The sequence below is a fragment of the Bacillus sp. JJ864 genome, from assembly GCF_036963045.1.
Classification (GTDB): domain Bacteria; phylum Bacillota; class Bacilli; order Bacillales; family Bacillaceae_G; genus Bacillus_A; species Bacillus_A pseudomycoides_C.
The window spans coordinates 19,175-33,711 of sequence record NZ_JBALLY010000037.1; the positions used below are offsets into that span (position 1 = coordinate 19,175).

Consider the following 14,537-nt stretch of genomic DNA (forward strand, 5'->3'; position numbering starts at 1 on the left):
CGGGTCTGTATGCCATCTTTATCAGTTGAGTCGATATCTGTTGGATATAGTGAAAATTTAATTATTGATGGGTTATCTGTTGAAATACCGGAAGGAAAAATTACGACCATCATTGGCCCAAATGGATGCGGGAAATCTACGCTTCTGAAAACAGCATCGCGTATTTTAAAAACAAAACGAGGTACTGTTTATTTGGATGGAAAAGCAATTGAGAAACAGCCGACGAAGGAAATTGCGAAAAAGATGGCAATTTTGCCGCAAACAGCAGAAGTGCCAACAGGTCTTACCGTATTTGAACTTGTTTCATATGGGCGTTTCCCACATCAAAAAGGGTTCGGCACGTTATCAGAAGAAGACTATCGCTACATTCGCTGGGCGCTTGATGTGACTGGTATGAATGAATTTGCTAATCGTCCAGCGGAGGCGCTGTCAGGCGGGCAGCGTCAACGTGTTTGGATCGCGATGGCACTAGCACAAGGAACGGACTTGCTTGTACTAGATGAGCCAACAACATACCTTGATATGGCACATCAACTTGAAGTGCTGAACTTATTAAAAAAGTTAAATGAAGAAGAAGGAAGAACAATTGTGATGGTTATTCATGATCTAAATCACGCTTCTCGTTTTTCTGATCATATGATTGCGTTAAAAGATGGAAGTTTAATGAAGCAAGGAACGCCAGATGAAGTCATGACATCTGAAACGCTTCGCGAAGTGTTTGAAATCGAAGCGCAAATGGTTCCGTGTCCTGTTGGTGGCAAACCAATTTGTCTTACTTATGACTTAATGACAAGTGCGTAGACGGGCTTAATGTTGTTCTAGCGGGCAGTAAATTGCTGACGATAAAGCCTAAGGTTTACTGCCCGCTAGAACGGGAAAAATTTAAAATTCTATAATTCTTTATATATGGTTGTTTTGTTGAGAGCTCTTGTAGCACTTTCACTACAACGGATAAGGAGAGGAAAATATGAAGAAATTCAAAGCTACCCTACTAGTTTTCGTATTAGCGATTACTTCTGTATTATTTGCTGCATGTTCTTCTGATAAGAAAGAAGAAAAGAAAGCAGACGCAAAAAGTGAAGAGCGTGTTGTCAAACATGCAAAAGGGGAAATTAAAATTCCTGCAAATCCAAAGAAAATTGCGGACTTAAGTGGGTCAACAGAAGAGTTGTTAATTTTAGGAATGAAGCCGGTTATTACGGCAAATACGACGCAAGAAAAAATTGATTCACATATTGCAGATAAATTAAAAGGCGTACAACCAGTTGGTTCTGCTTGGGGAGATAAAATTAACATCGAGGCAGTAGCCGCTGCAAAACCAGATTTAATTTTAGTAAACAATCGTCAAGAAAAAATTTATGATCAGTTATCTAAAATTGCACCAACAGTCATGTTAAGTACTCCATTAGATCAATGGCGTCCGAAGTTTGAAGAAGTAGGTAAAATCTTTGATAAAGAACAAGAAACAGCTGCATGGTTAAAGAAATACGATGAAAAGGCAAACAAGTTACATGACCAAATCGTTGCCAAAACTGGCGATGCAAAATTCATGGTAATGGCTGCATATCCGAATGCATTCCGTGTGTACGGTGATTATGGATACGGTAGTGTTCTATTTAAAGATTTAAAATTACCAGCAGTTAATGGTACACCAGCAGATAAGCCGTTAGTACAATTACAAAAAGAAGCATTAATTGATTACAATCCAGACTTCTTATTTGTATTCACAACAGGTGACGGTAACCAGCGTCTAAAAGAATTTCAACAAGAAACCATCTGGAAGAATATGAACGCTGTAAAAAACAACCGCGTGTATATGATTAAAAATGAAGATTTAAATAAAGGATACTTCCCACTTGGTAAAGAGATGTTATTAGACGAACTATCTACGTTTATTTTAGGAAAATAATAATAATAGAGAAAATCACCTTCGTTTTTTGATGGTGATTTTCTTTTTATGCAGTAATATACAGTCTTTCATTTCTTTCTGTTTCGCCTTTCGTTTATAATAGGAGTAAGAACGTATAATGGAGGGCGGTGAATTTTAATGGCATATGTAAGCGATAAATTAAATGAAACGAAAGTGTTTAAAGACCCAGTGCATAAATATGTGCATGTGCGCGATCGCGTAATTTGGGATTTAATCGGCACGAAAGAGTTTCAACGTCTGCGTCGCATTAAGCAGCTAGGGACGACATTTTTTACATTTCACGGTGCGGAGCATAGTCGCTTTACTCATTCACTAGGTGTCTATGAAATTATTCGCCGCATGATTGATGATGTGTTTGATGGAAGACCGGATTGGAATGCTGAAGATCGTTTGTTGTGCTTATGTGCAGCACTTCTTCACGATGTAGGGCACGGTCCTTTTTCTCATTCATTTGAAAAAGTCTTTGAATTGAACCATGAAAAATTTACACAAGCAATTATTGTCGGTGACACAGAAATTCACGAGGTGTTAAGCCGTGTTGATCGTGAGTTTCCGCAAAAAGTAGCAGATGTCATTGCGAAAACTTCTACTAACAAATTAGCGATTAGTATGATTTCTAGCCAAATTGACGCAGATCGTATGGACTATTTATTACGAGATGCGTATTTCACAGGTGTGAAATATGGAAACTTTGATATGGAACGAATATTACGGGTAATGCGTCCATTTAATAATCAAGTTGTGATTAAATATAGCGGGATGCATGCTGTTGAGCATTATATTATGAGCCGTTATCAAATGTACTGGCAAGTATATTTTCATCCAGTCACGCGTAGTGCTGAAGTGATTTTAACGAAAATTTTGCACAGGGCGAAAGCGTTGCATGAACAGTACTATACATTTAAATATCATCCCGTTCATTTCTATTCTTTATTTGAAGGAGAAGTAACGATAGAGGATTATTTAAAGTTAGACGAGAATGTCATGTATTATTACTTCCAAGTATGGCAAGAAGAAGAGGATGCTATTTTAAGTGATTTATGCCGCCGTTTTATGAACCGTAACTTGTTCAAGTGCGTTGATTTTACGGAAAAGCATGGATTAAACAATTGGGTAGAATTAAATAGTTTATTTAAGAAGATTGGGCTTGATCCAGAATATTATTTAGTAGTAGATTCTACGTCGGATTTGCCGTATGACTTTTACCGTGCAGGTGAAGAGGAAGAACGCTTGCCGATTTTACTGCTTATGCCAAATGGAGAGCTGCGCGAATTGTCTCGTGAGTCGGACATTGTGGAAGCAATTACAGGTAAAAAAAGAACAGATCAGAAGCTATTCTATCCGCATGATTTACTGTATGAAGATGGACGAAAAGGAAAAGTAAAAGAAAAAATTATTCGTTTATTAGAAGGAAAAGAGTAAGAGAAGCAGCTGTGCTGCTTCTCTTATAGCAATGATTACTCTTGGTCGCTTAAGCGTTTTCCACCAAGTGCGTAATGATTTTTAGACATTTCTTCAATGAATACAACGATTTTTTCTTCTGGAGCACCAGTAGTTTCACTTACTGCAGCTGTTACTTTTTCAGCAAGGGCTTTCTTTTGCTCTTCTGTACGGCCTTCTAACATTTTCACTGTTACGTATGGCATATGTATCGCTCCTTTTATGTAGATTACAGTACTATTATAACGGATTCTTGAAAAGAACAATCAGAAAATGAAAGATTTTTTGTTTGGATAATGAAGAAGGAGATGAAGTATGGATAATTTCTTTAGATACCCATTGCATGAGTTACCGTTGTTAGCTCTTGCAGTTGCAATGGCACTCTCTGTACATGAGTTTGCACATGCATATGTTGCTTATAAATTTGGAGATTTAACGGCGAAAAATCAAGGGCGTTTAACAATATCACCCCTTTCTCATATCGATCCGATTGGTGCGATCGCATTCTTGTTTATTGGTTTTGGATGGGCGCGCCCTGTACCGGTAAACCCATATAACTTTAAGCGCCCGCGCCTTGCGGGGATTTGCGTTTCGATTGCGGGACCGATTAGTAATTTATTATTAGGGGCTTTCGGACTTGCCGCTTGGTATGGTTTGTTGAAATTTGGAGTGATTGAGGCCGTCCCAGTAGCAGTAGGGGAGACACTATTTCAGTTCTTTCAAATTTTTATCGGGATTAATATCGTTCTATTTGTTTTTAATTTACTACCAATCCCGCCGCTAGACGGTTATCGTGTTTTGGAAGATTTAGCGCCAAGCAATATACGTGCAAAAATGACACAATATGAGAAATACGGTGCGATTCTTTTATTAATTCTTGTTATTACACCGTTAGATCGCTATACGATTCAACCAATATTTCAAGTTGTCATTCCGAATGTTTTAAGTATGTTGCATAGTATAATTGGACCATTATTTGGATTGTATTAGAAGGGGAGGTTTTCCTATGACAGAGAAAAAGAAACAAATCGGTTTTAATATTATTAAAAATGACTCTACAGATGGACACGGCGGCTTTGGGGTCGGCGCATTAAGTCTTGAAAATATTTCTCCTGTTATTATTGATGTAACAGAAGGAACGGCAGTTGTGGACGTTGGAGCTATGCATGCTCGCAGTGCTGTTGAAAAAGGAATTAAATTTTTAATCAATAAAGAAGAAGTACCAAATGCAAAACCATACTGGCTCGTTTGGGTAACAATTGAGCGCACAGCAAAAAGCGCATATTATGCAGGTGTAACTGCATGTGAAATGACAGTAAATCGTGAAATTCGCCGCGGCTATAAATCACTTCCTGAACATGTAAATAAAATGGATAAATCATTAAAGCGTTACATTATGGTTGATCATATGGATGAACCTTCTAAAAAAGTGCTCGGAACATTCTTGAAAGAGCATAATGAAGAGCTATGGAATTCCTCTAGTGAGAAATTACGTAGTGAATTGTTAGGAGAATGATAGGCCCCCCTTTCTTGTTGAAAGGGGTTTTTGTTGTTTGAAAACATGTTTTCCATTGAATGGCGCAGGAAATGCTGATATTTGCCAGGGATATGTATTTAAATGGAAAATCAAGAGGTTAGAGGGTGAAAATATGAGAATGCGCGGGGAGTCTATTTTTATAAAAAGTTTAGAAGAATGTGATGCAGAAGCTATGGTGTATTTGGAATCGAAAAACCGAGGTTTTTTTCAACTGTATACAGCATTACGAGAGGATGATTTTTATACGTTAGAGGGTCAAAAGGAGCGTATTAGAAAAGGGAATGAAAAACAGGAGCTTGATGAGCAGTATTCATTTGGCATTTATCTAAATGAAACAGAAGAATTAATTGGATCTGTTACATTGTCTGAAGTATTACGCGGCCCTTTGCAAGGCTGTTTTATTGGATATACCTTAGACAAACATCATAATGGGAAAGGATATATGACGGAGGCTGTTAAGCTAGTCGTGTCTTACGCATTTGATGAGTTAAAGCTTCATCGGATTGAGGCGGGCGTTATGCCACATAATATCGGATCAATAAAAGTATTAGAGAAATCAGGATTTCATAAAGAGGGAATTGCAAGGAAAAATGTAAAGATAAATGGAAGATGGGAAGACCATCAAGTATTAGCGATTGTAAATGATAAGGATGAATAGAAAGAAAGGGAGCGGTAGAGTACGCTCCCTTATTCGTTCAATTTTTGTTACCACGGAAAATACTTCTTCCACCAGTTTTGTTTATTTTTGTCCTTCTCTTTTAACACTGCCTCAAATTCATCTTTTTCATCAATATGATCCATGCAGTACTCCGTTGGTTCGGTCCCTTTTACAAAATACATTTTGACAGAAACAGGGCACCCTTTCGTGGCGATTTTCCCGTTTTCAGGGTTAATGGTTAACGCGACTACATTGGCCGGTTTTTTAAAGTCTTGTTTTGGGGTTTCTTCTAACCCTTGCTCCATAATCGCGGCCCACATATTTTTTGCATAGACTTGCTCAGCTGGGTTAGAGATTGTTTTTTGTTTATCATAGCCGACCCAAATACCTGTTACGAGCTCTGGTGTAAAGCCGATCATCCAGCTATCTGTCTCGGTTGAACCGGACTTTCCAGCGTACGTGCGTGATAACTTTGGAATCAGATTTTGTCCGGTGACGGAGGTGTAGCTACTTAGCTTTTTATTAAACATGCCCGTCATCATTTCTTCCATTACAAAGGCATTGTTCTCATCAAGAATTTGTTTATTTTCTAAATGAGCATCATACAAAATGTTGCCGTCATGATCGACCACGCGCCGAATAAATGTTGGCTTTACTTGTTTGCCGCCGTTAGCAAGCATGCCATAAGCGTTTACCATTTCAAGAGGCTTTACAGGAGATGTTCCAAGAGCAAGTGATGGGACATCTTTTAATGAACTTGTAATTCCAAATTGCTTCGCTGTTTTTACGAGTGATTCTTCTCCTAAGAAAAGGTGTGTTTTTACAGCGTATACATTGTCGGAAACAGCTAGTGCTTGCATCATTGTAATGAAGTTATCGGCGTAATAGTTTTTATAATTAGTCGGATTATATTTTGAAACACCGTCACCTAAAGTGAACACGGTATATTCACTTTTTAAGCGGGTTGCTGGTGTAAAGCCTTGCTCAAGAGCGGCGTAATATAAAAAGGGTTTAAACGTCGAACCTGGTTGCCGGTACGCCTGTGTTGCCCGGTTGAATTGGCTTTTTTTATAATCACGTCCACCGACAAGGGACATAACTTCGCCCGTTTTAGGATTCATCGATACAATAGCTGTTTCTATCTCCGTTGTACTTGGAATGGTTTCGTTTACTGTACGTTCGGCAATTTTTTGTAACTTTGGATCTAGTGTTGTGTATACGCGCAGGCCGCCGCGTGCTACCGTTTGCTCATCAAGACCAGGATCATTGATGAGAGAAGTTTGCACGGCATCTTGAAAATAAGGTGCAACTTCTGCTACTTCTTCTTTTTCAAGCGGAGCGAAGCTGAGTTGTCCTTGTTTTGCCGCTGCTGCTTCTTTCTTTGTGATATATCCTTGCTCTACCATTTCATTTAAAATGATAGCTTGTCTTTCTTTTGCCCTGCTTTTATGCAAATAGGGAGAATACAAACTTGGTCCTTTTGGAATACCTGCAAGCATACTTGCTTCTGCTAAGTTTAAATCTTTCGCGTTTTTATTAAAGTAAAGACGTGCCGCTGCCTCGATTCCATAGGCACCGTGCCCGTAATAAATCGTGTTTAAATACCCTTGTAAAATATCGTTTTTATTGTAATTCACTTCTAGGCGAACGGTGTACATTGCTTCTAACAGCTTTCGCTTCCATGTTTTATCGTGATCTAAATATAAATTACGCGCATATTGCTGCGTAATTGTACTCGCACCCTGTACTTTTCCCATCGCTTTAATGTCGGCAATCACTGCCCCGCCTATGCGTTTTAAATCAAAGCCATGATGTTTATAAAAGCGCTGATCTTCAATAGAAAGTGTTGCTTCTCTTACGTAAGGTGAAATATGATCGAGGGACACGTTATAGCGTTTCTGCGTTCCGTGACTTTGCCCCATAACAGAATCGTCATTTGCATAAAAGATAGTGGTTTGTGGAACTGCAACAGGTGGTGGTCCTAAAATTTTCGCAACGAGTAACAAAATGAAAATAGTAAAAACAAAGAAAAGGCCACATGATAGCAGTGCAGTAAGGAAAAAGCGCATATATTTCGCATGTTTTTCATTTGCCGTAAGTTCCATTTTTTTTGTCACCCCTCATAGCATACTTTTACTAGTATTGAGGTTTTTGGTTGTTTTTAAACTATATAAATCCATTTTGGTTTTTTGAAATATAAGTCGCTGCTATACAGAACAAAACATGCCCGCTACTTGCTTTCTCTTTTTATTTTAAACTTGCAAGTGCATGATCGGTCCTATGCCTGGCCAGATGCTCTTGCGTCGGTTTTTTCATTTGTATTTATAGGAGTCGCGCCAGCATTTCGCGAATTTCGTACGCTAAGGAATTTCTAAGTTTAAAAACTTGGTTTTACCGTACGTTAAGAAAGTTCCATAAACGATATTTAATGCTTGTTACGGGACTTTGTTTTTGGTAATGAGTTTCGGAACTGGTTTTTGACCATCTTTCTGTTAGTTTCGTTAGAACTCAATAAAGTTCCTTAAACGTCCGTTTTTGGCTCCTATTGTTAAATCCTTGCTATATGTAAACGACAAATAGACCTAAAGATATAATAAAATTGATTTTTTAGGTCTATTTGTCTTTTAGCTCTTTTTTCTTTTCGGTAAGTCAGGAGCCTTCTTCATTGTGTCAACAACATGCATGACCGCGAAATATGGATGTTTTAAAATCATTTTCGGTCCGCTCTTCTTCATAACATCCTTAACGAAATCTTTCATATCTGGTTTATAACAATGAATTTTGCAATTTTGACATGCTGGCTTCTTCTCTTGAAATGGACATTTTGATAAACGAAAATAAGCATACTCTTTTAACTTCTGACATTCTTCACATATAGTATCTTGTTCATGTTCGTTTTTACAATACATATCAATCATAATGCTAATTGTTTTCTCTTCACGTTCAATTCGATTCATGGCTAGTGCCTCCCGTTCCAAAGTCTCTCTGCTTTGATTGTAAGACTTTTTTAGGGGGTTTACATGAATTTTCATTGACAGTTTTTCTAATGTTTATCTCTTTCCTACGAATTATTAATGGAGAATGTCCCTACCAATTATAACCAACAGTAAAAGCGAACACATTAAGACTTAAATAAACATCTTTCTTTTTCTTACGAGCTTCGGATGCTTAAATCAATGGAACGACAAGTGTCCACTCGCTTCTTCTACGCTATTGATTGATCTATTTTGACATGGAACTGATTCTATTGGTAGGTGGGACAGTTTGACGCTTACTGTTATATCAAGTAATTCAGCCTTAGCGTACGGAATCCGCGTTTTATGGTGCTACCCCATATACCAAAAAGAGCTTCTTAGTAAGAAAGAAGCTCAAAGGCACGTGTTGGCCAGTCGGTAATAATGACATCAACGCCGTAATCTATCATCTTTTGTAAATCTTCGTATTCATTAATCGTATAAGGACGGAATATATATCCTTGTTTCTGGGCTGTTTGTACAAACTCTTTTGTGAGTAATTCAAAGTTTGGATGGAGGCCATTAGCCTGTCTTTTTTTTGCTTCAGCAATTGGATCTGCGAGCGGTTCATCGTATAAAATCGCACGGGGAATCTCTGGTGCTAAAGCTGCAAGCAGAGCAACGGATTCATGGTTAAACGAAGAAAATATAATTCGATTAGTAAGATGAAATTCGCGAACAAGATCTACGACTTTCTCTTCTATCCCAGGATAACGAATGACATCTGTTTTTAATTCAATATTTAATTGCAGTGTTGTTGTAGAAAGCCAAATAAGCACTTCGCGGAGCGTTGGAATTTTTGCCTCATGAAAAGAAGAATCCCTACCGGCATCGAGTGCTTGTAATTGATGAACGGTTTGTTCACAGACAAGTCCTGCTCCATTTGTTGTTCGGTCCACAGTTTCATCGTGAATCACAACAAGTTCGCCATCTTTTGATACATGTACATCAAGCTCAATACCATGCGCACCAACGCGCTCTGCTTCTTGAAAAGCAATCATTGTATTTTCAGGGTGTGTACTTCTCACACCGCGATGCGCAAAAATAAGTGGTTGTTTCATATGTAATGGGCTCTCCTTCTCATTTGTTTTAATTCAATTATGAAACTGAGTAATTCAAAAGACAACCTTTGCGGGAAAATTTTACAAAGGTGTAATAGTTGCATAAAAGTTAACGTTAACGTAAAATGTAATAATGTTAAGGGGGAATGGACGTGTATAAAATTGAGGAAGTTACAAAGCAAACTGGTTTAACAAAACGGACTCTTCGTTATTATGAAGAAATTGGTTTAATTCATCCACCAGAGCGCAGCGAAGGAAATATTCGCTTATATACGGACGAAGATGTGGAGCGAATTAAAAAAATTGTAGAAGCGAAAGAAGTATTAGGGATTACGCTTCAAGAAATGCAGTATTTCTTATCGCTTAAAGAACGGATGGAGCAAAGAAGAAATAGCGATAACCCGCAAGGCCGAGAAGTCATTCAAGAAATAGCAAATATGCTGAGCAATCAAATGGAGACGCTAGACAAGAAAATGTTACAAATGCAGCGTGTGAAAGAAGAATTAGAAGATAGCTTGGAAAGAGCAACGAAGTTTTTAGAAAGAGGAGAATGATTCATATGGAGAGTAAACAACGATTTGGAAGGCTCATTACGGTTGTCGCTACGTTTCTTGCCTTTTCAGGAATTGGGGTAGTCGATCCGATTTTGCCAATCATCGCAGAGAAAATTGGGGCAACGCATTGGCAAGTAGAAATGTTATTTACAGCTTATATTTTAACAATGGCCATTATGATGCTGCCAGCTGGTCTTCTTGCGGCAAGGTTTGGTGATAAGCGTATGATGACAATCGGTCTTGCGATTGTAACAGTATTTGCATGTATTTGCGGATTATCACAAACCATTGCACAGTTATCTATTTTTCGTGCTGGCTGGGGTTTAGGAAATGCGATGTTTTTTGCAACGGCGATGACATTATTAATTGCGCTGAGCAAAGAAGTACATGAAGCAGTTGGATTGTATGAGGCTGCGATTGGTTTAGGGATGGCGGGAGGTCCGTTGTTAGGTGGTTTATTAGGTGGACACTCTTGGCGTTATCCATTTTTTGCGACAAGTGTTTTAATTGGTTTAGCATTTATTCTCGTTTTCTTTTTTGTAAAAGAACCAGAGCGCAAAGTGAAACGTCAGTCAGCTGGATTGAAAGAATTACTTAACCTTGTGAAATATAAACCTTTCATACAAGGTGCCATTTCCGGGATGTTATATTACTATGCTTTCTTTGTTGTCTTAGCGTACTCACCGCTTATTCTACATTTATCTGCCATTCAGCTTGGATTCGTCTTTTGCGGCTGGGGTCTTGCGTTAGCGTATGGTTCTGCTAAACTTGCTCATCGATTAGAAGAGAAATATGAGCCGAAGATGTTACTGCGTTATAGCTTACTTGTGTTTGCTGGCTTTTTAATTTTATTATTCTTCGTACAAGTAATGTGGTTACAAATTGCACTTATCATTTTATCAGGATTAGCGTCTGGTCTTAACAATGCATTATTTACAAGTTACGTAATGGACATTTCACCTTATGAAAGATCTATCACATCGGGTGTATATAACTTTGTTCGTTGGTTAGGCGGAGCAATTGCACCGATTCTATCTGGAATTCTCGGTCACGTGATTTCACCGCAAAGTCCGTTTTTAGTAGGAGGAATTGTTGCGCTAGTTGGATGTGTGATGATTTGTATACCAGTTCGTAAAAATGAGAGCAAAACCCTTTCCTAGGAAAGGGTTTTCTTTATATAGTTTGGGTAATATGCAAACGAAAATGACTTGTTTAAAACATATATGAATCTATTTTGATTTGTCGAAGTATAAACTGTTGCTATGTAGAAAAAAGGAACCTTCACTCGCTTGCTCTCTGGTTTTAACTGCGCATGTGGCAGAAAAAGGCCCTGACCGCTTCTATACATGGCCAGATGCTCTCACCCACCGAAAAAGAGTGGTTTTATATCGGTTTTTTAATTTCGATTTATATATTTATGGCATTTTATATTTTTAACTATACATTTTATATGTTTTGTTTTATTTTTGTTAGGGGACATTAATGGTGTCCACATTATAAATTGCAATGAAAGGCGTGATCGCACAATGGAATTATGGTTCACGGAAAAACAAACAAAGCATTTTGGAATTACAGCGCGTATTAACCGCACTTTACATACGGAGCAAACAGAATTTCAAAAGCTTGATATGGTTGAAACTGAAGAATTTGGTAACATGCTTATTTTAGATGGCATGGTTATGACAACACAAAAGGATGAGTTCGTATATCACGAAATGGTAGCGCACGTACCATTATTTACACATCCAAACCCTGAAAACGTTCTAGTTGTTGGCGGCGGTGATGGCGGTGTTATTCGTGAAGTATTAAAACACCCAAGCGTGAAAAAAGCGACACTTGTTGAAATCGATGGAAAAGTAATCGAGTACTCTAAAAAGTACTTACCAGAAATTGCTGGTGAATTAGAAAACCCACGCGTAGATGTAAAAGTAGGCGATGGCTTCCTGCACATTGCTGAAAGCGAAAATGAGTATGACGTAATTATGGTTGATTCTACAGAGCCAGTAGGCCCAGCTGTAAACCTATTTACAAAAGGATTCTATGCTGGAATCTCTAAAGCGTTAAAAGAAGACGGTATTTTCGTAGCGCAAACGGACAACCCTTGGTTCACACCGGAATTAATTTCAACCGTGTTTAAAGACGTAAAAGAAATTTTCCCAATTACGCGTCTATACACAGCTAACATTCCAACATACCCAAGTGGACTTTGGACATTCACAATCGGATCTAAGAAGCATGATCCATTAGAAGTAAGTGAAGAGCGTTTCCACGAAATCGAAACGAAATATTATACAAAAGAGCTTCACAAAGCAGCATTTGCATTACCGAAGTTCGTTGGCGATTTAATTAAGTAAGAAAAGCGGAAGTGGCTCGTTCAGAATGAGAGGGGGATGGAGCTCCTGACAGAGAGGCGTTTTTTGCCTCGGAGGAAGGCGCGAAGCCACCGAACATTCTAGCCACTGAAGCTAGACAGTAAGAAAAGCGGAAGCGGCTCGCTCAGAATGAGAGGAAGCCGATTAAGGTTCTTTCCCGCAGAAGGAGCTTCTTCCTTCTCGTGGGAAAGAATATGGTAAATCGATAAAGAGGAGCAAATAGCTCCAAATTTGAGACAAAATGAAAGGTTGGGATACCTTAAGTTCCAGATAGGAGGAAAAGAATATGCGTTTTGATGAAGCTTATTCAGGTAAAGTGTTTATTAATAGTCATCCAAGTTTTGAAGATGCTGAAGTAGTTATTTATGGGATGCCAATGGATTGGACAGTAAGTTATCGTCCTGGCTCCCGTTTTGGCCCAGCACGTATTCGTGAAGTATCAATTGGATTAGAAGAATATAGTCCATATTTAGATCGTGAACTAGAGGAAGTTAAATATTTTGATGCGGGTGATATTCCGCTTCCTTTCGGTAATGCACAGCGTAGCTTAGACATGATTGAAGAATATGTAACAAAACTATTAGATGCTGGTAAGTTTCCGCTAGGTCTTGGTGGTGAGCACTTAGTGTCTTGGCCAATTTTTAAGGCGATGGCCAAAAAATATCCAGATTTAGCAATCATCCATATGGATGCTCATACAGATTTACGTGAGTCTTATGAAGGTGAGCCTTTATCTCACTCTACACCAATTCGTAAAGTGTGCGATTTAATTGGCCCAGAAAACGTATATTCTTTCGGGATTCGTTCTGGTATGAAAGAAGAATTCGAGTGGGCAAAAGAAGTTGGTATGAACTTATACAAATTTGATGTATTAGAACCATTAAAGAAAGTATTACCAACACTTGCAGGACGCCCAGTCTATGTCACAATTGACATCGACGTATTAGACCCAGCTCATGCTCCTGGTACAGGAACGTTAGAAGCTGGCGGTATTACATCAAAAGAACTATTAGATTCCATTGTTGCAATTGCAAATTCAAATATAAACGTAGTTGGAGCAGACTTAGTTGAAGTAGCTCCTGTATACGATCACAGTGATCAAACACCAATCGCAGCAAGTAAATTTGTGCGCGAAATGTTACTTGGATGGGTGCAAAAATAAAAGCGAAGCTATCAAATATTATAATTATTAATGTTAGTTGAAAGTAAGCTTTCTAAAAAAGGCTATTTCGAATTCATTCGAAATAGCTTTTTTTATGTCGTTTTTTCATCGGAACATATATTCATTAACTTTCCTTACAATGATGTAAGAAAAGTGTAAGGAAAATCGATAGAGATTACCTTTTGTAAATTTTATACTGAAGATAATAATAAGGAAGCGTTATGTAAGAGGTGAAAAGCTTTATGCGTATGATATTAAAAGTTGGAGCGGTATTTGCTATTTTATGCGGGGCAGGAGCCTTTTATTTACAAACGAAAACAGAAGGTCTGCAAGCTTTTGTAGATAACTTTTTTTCAAGTAAGGAAGTAAAGGCATGTTATGCTGTGACAAATCAAGGCGAGAAAAAAGGGGATTGGTATTTGTATGCCTTTGCTGCTTATGATAGAGAAGGAAATAAGCAAGTTGTGAAAAAAATGATAAACCGTGAACTGCGACGTGGGGAATATTTGAAAATCTATGCAAAAGGTAGTCAAGGTCAAGGATGGGCTGAATTGCAAGAGAATGAAGTGCCAACAAATGTGCTAGAAAAATTGAAAAAATAATGGAAACCGAGTTTATAATAAACTTGGTTTCCTATTATTTCATAAGGTTGATGGTTAATTAGGAAAGAAAAATTTATAAATTGTGTTTGCAAATACAGCTTTCAGCAGACAGACACCACTGTTTTTTGATATGATAGAAAGAGTATTTTATTTTTAGGAAAGCGGAAGTGGCTTGCTTAGAATGAGCGGAGAAGGAAGGCGAAAAGC

Annotated in this window: 15 protein-coding genes; 11 read left to right on the forward strand and 4 right to left on the reverse strand. The window is 38.1% G+C overall.

Features of this window, described 5'->3' with window-relative positions; all coding sequences use genetic code 11:
• Nucleotides 1-9 precede the first annotated feature (9 nt).
• From V7024_RS07130 to V7024_RS07140, 3 genes are all read left to right on the forward strand, one after another.
• A complete protein-coding gene (locus V7024_RS07130) occupies nt 10-801 on the forward strand; it encodes an ABC transporter ATP-binding protein (RefSeq protein WP_335517600.1) in 792 nt (263 codons plus the stop codon).
• Between the two features lie 166 nt (nt 802-967).
• Entirely contained in the window at nt 968-1,909 is a 942-nt protein-coding gene (locus tag V7024_RS07135; RefSeq protein WP_335517605.1) for an ABC transporter substrate-binding protein, read from the forward strand.
• Between the two features lie 138 nt (nt 1,910-2,047).
• Nucleotides 2,048-3,352, forward strand: coding sequence for an HD domain-containing protein (locus tag V7024_RS07140; RefSeq protein ID WP_335517608.1), 1,305 nt, complete (start codon nt 2,048-2,050; stop codon nt 3,350-3,352).
• Nucleotides 3,353-3,387: 35 nt separating this feature from the next.
• On the opposite strand, the gene V7024_RS07145 is transcribed toward V7024_RS07140, so the two are convergent.
• The gene (locus V7024_RS07145) at nt 3,388-3,576 is read right to left on the reverse strand and encodes a 2-hydroxymuconate tautomerase (RefSeq protein ID WP_020059749.1); all 189 of its coding nucleotides are present in this window, start codon (nt 3,574-3,576) and stop codon (nt 3,388-3,390) included.
• A gap of 109 nt (nt 3,577-3,685) precedes the next feature.
• On the opposite strand from V7024_RS07145, the gene V7024_RS07150 reads away from it, so the two are divergent.
• The 3 genes from V7024_RS07150 to V7024_RS07160 are packed head-to-tail and all read left to right on the forward strand — an operon-like array spanning nt 3,686 to nt 5,565.
• On the forward strand, nt 3,686-4,360 hold the full coding sequence (locus V7024_RS07150; RefSeq protein WP_335517613.1) for a site-2 protease family protein: 675 nt from the start codon (nt 3,686-3,688) through the stop codon (nt 4,358-4,360).
• Between the two features lie 16 nt (nt 4,361-4,376).
• On the forward strand, nt 4,377-4,886 hold the full coding sequence (locus tag V7024_RS07155; RefSeq protein ID WP_335517616.1) for a YwhD family protein: 510 nt from the start codon (nt 4,377-4,379) through the stop codon (nt 4,884-4,886).
• 37 nt (nt 4,887-4,923) lie between these two features.
• The gene (locus V7024_RS07160; protein WP_335517620.1) at nt 4,924-5,565 is read left to right on the forward strand and encodes a GNAT family N-acetyltransferase; all 642 of its coding nucleotides are present in this window, start codon (nt 4,924-4,926) and stop codon (nt 5,563-5,565) included.
• Nucleotides 5,566-5,612: 47 nt separating this feature from the next.
• On the opposite strand, the gene V7024_RS07165 is transcribed toward V7024_RS07160, so the two are convergent.
• The 3 genes from V7024_RS07165 to V7024_RS07175 all read right to left on the reverse strand — a co-directional run bounded on the left by V7024_RS07165 (nt 5,613) and on the right by V7024_RS07175 (nt 9,640).
• Nucleotides 5,613-7,670: a transglycosylase domain-containing protein gene (locus V7024_RS07165; RefSeq protein WP_335517623.1), complete on the reverse strand. Its 2,058-nt coding sequence runs from the start codon at nt 7,668-7,670 to the stop codon at nt 5,613-5,615.
• Nucleotides 7,671-8,189: 519 nt separating this feature from the next.
• The gene (locus tag V7024_RS07170; RefSeq protein ID WP_006097186.1) at nt 8,190-8,597 is read right to left on the reverse strand and encodes a nitrous oxide-stimulated promoter family protein; all 408 of its coding nucleotides are present in this window, start codon (nt 8,595-8,597) and stop codon (nt 8,190-8,192) included.
• Between the two features lie 320 nt (nt 8,598-8,917).
• Nucleotides 8,918-9,640, reverse strand: coding sequence for a glycerophosphodiester phosphodiesterase (locus V7024_RS07175; protein WP_335517628.1), 723 nt, complete (start codon nt 9,638-9,640; stop codon nt 8,918-8,920).
• A 152-nt stretch (nt 9,641-9,792) separates the two neighbouring features.
• Between V7024_RS07175 and V7024_RS07180 the strand changes: the two genes are divergently transcribed.
• From V7024_RS07180 to V7024_RS07200, 5 genes are all read left to right on the forward strand, one after another.
• Nucleotides 9,793-10,194 (forward strand): MerR family transcriptional regulator, encoded by a 402-nt coding sequence (locus tag V7024_RS07180; RefSeq protein WP_335517630.1) that lies wholly within the window; start codon nt 9,793-9,795, stop codon nt 10,192-10,194.
• Between the two features lie 5 nt (nt 10,195-10,199).
• Nucleotides 10,200-11,354, forward strand: coding sequence for an MFS transporter (locus V7024_RS07185; RefSeq protein ID WP_335517633.1), 1,155 nt, complete (start codon nt 10,200-10,202; stop codon nt 11,352-11,354).
• Nucleotides 11,355-11,720: 366 nt separating this feature from the next.
• Nucleotides 11,721-12,548, forward strand: coding sequence for a polyamine aminopropyltransferase (gene speE / locus V7024_RS07190; protein WP_098914502.1), 828 nt, complete (start codon nt 11,721-11,723; stop codon nt 12,546-12,548).
• Between the two features lie 304 nt (nt 12,549-12,852).
• Nucleotides 12,853-13,728: an agmatinase gene (speB, locus tag V7024_RS07195; protein WP_020059760.1), complete on the forward strand. Its 876-nt coding sequence runs from the start codon at nt 12,853-12,855 to the stop codon at nt 13,726-13,728.
• Between the two features lie 242 nt (nt 13,729-13,970).
• Entirely contained in the window at nt 13,971-14,330 is a 360-nt protein-coding gene (locus tag V7024_RS07200; protein ID WP_335517637.1) for a YxeA family protein, read from the forward strand.
• The last annotated feature ends 207 nt before the right edge of the window (nt 14,331-14,537 follow it).

Coding starts and splice junctions, on each gene's coding strand:
- V7024_RS07150 (WP_335517613.1), top strand. CDS start 3,686: ATGGATAATTTCTTTAGATACCCATTGCATGAGTTACCGTTGTTAGCT.
- V7024_RS07200 (WP_335517637.1), top strand. CDS start 13,971: ATGCGTATGATATTAAAAGTTGGAGCGGTATTTGCTATTTTATGCGGG.
- V7024_RS07140 (WP_335517608.1), top strand. CDS start 2,048: ATGGCATATGTAAGCGATAAATTAAATGAAACGAAAGTGTTTAAAGAC.
- speE (WP_098914502.1), top strand. CDS start 11,721: ATGGAATTATGGTTCACGGAAAAACAAACAAAGCATTTTGGAATTACA.
- V7024_RS07145 (WP_020059749.1), bottom strand. CDS start 3,576: ATGCCATACGTAACAGTGAAAATGTTAGAAGGCCGTACAGAAGAGCAA.
- V7024_RS07185 (WP_335517633.1), top strand. CDS start 10,200: ATGGAGAGTAAACAACGATTTGGAAGGCTCATTACGGTTGTCGCTACG.
- V7024_RS07170 (WP_006097186.1), bottom strand. CDS start 8,597: ATGAAAATTCATGTAAACCCCCTAAAAAAGTCTTACAATCAAAGCAGA.
- V7024_RS07155 (WP_335517616.1), top strand. CDS start 4,377: ATGACAGAGAAAAAGAAACAAATCGGTTTTAATATTATTAAAAATGAC.
- V7024_RS07135 (WP_335517605.1), top strand. CDS start 968: ATGAAGAAATTCAAAGCTACCCTACTAGTTTTCGTATTAGCGATTACT.
- V7024_RS07130 (WP_335517600.1), top strand. CDS start 10: ATGCCATCTTTATCAGTTGAGTCGATATCTGTTGGATATAGTGAAAAT.
- V7024_RS07175 (WP_335517628.1), bottom strand. CDS start 9,640: ATGAAACAACCACTTATTTTTGCGCATCGCGGTGTGAGAAGTACACAC.
- V7024_RS07165 (WP_335517623.1), bottom strand. CDS start 7,670: ATGGAACTTACGGCAAATGAAAAACATGCGAAATATATGCGCTTTTTC.
- speB (WP_020059760.1), top strand. CDS start 12,853: ATGCGTTTTGATGAAGCTTATTCAGGTAAAGTGTTTATTAATAGTCAT.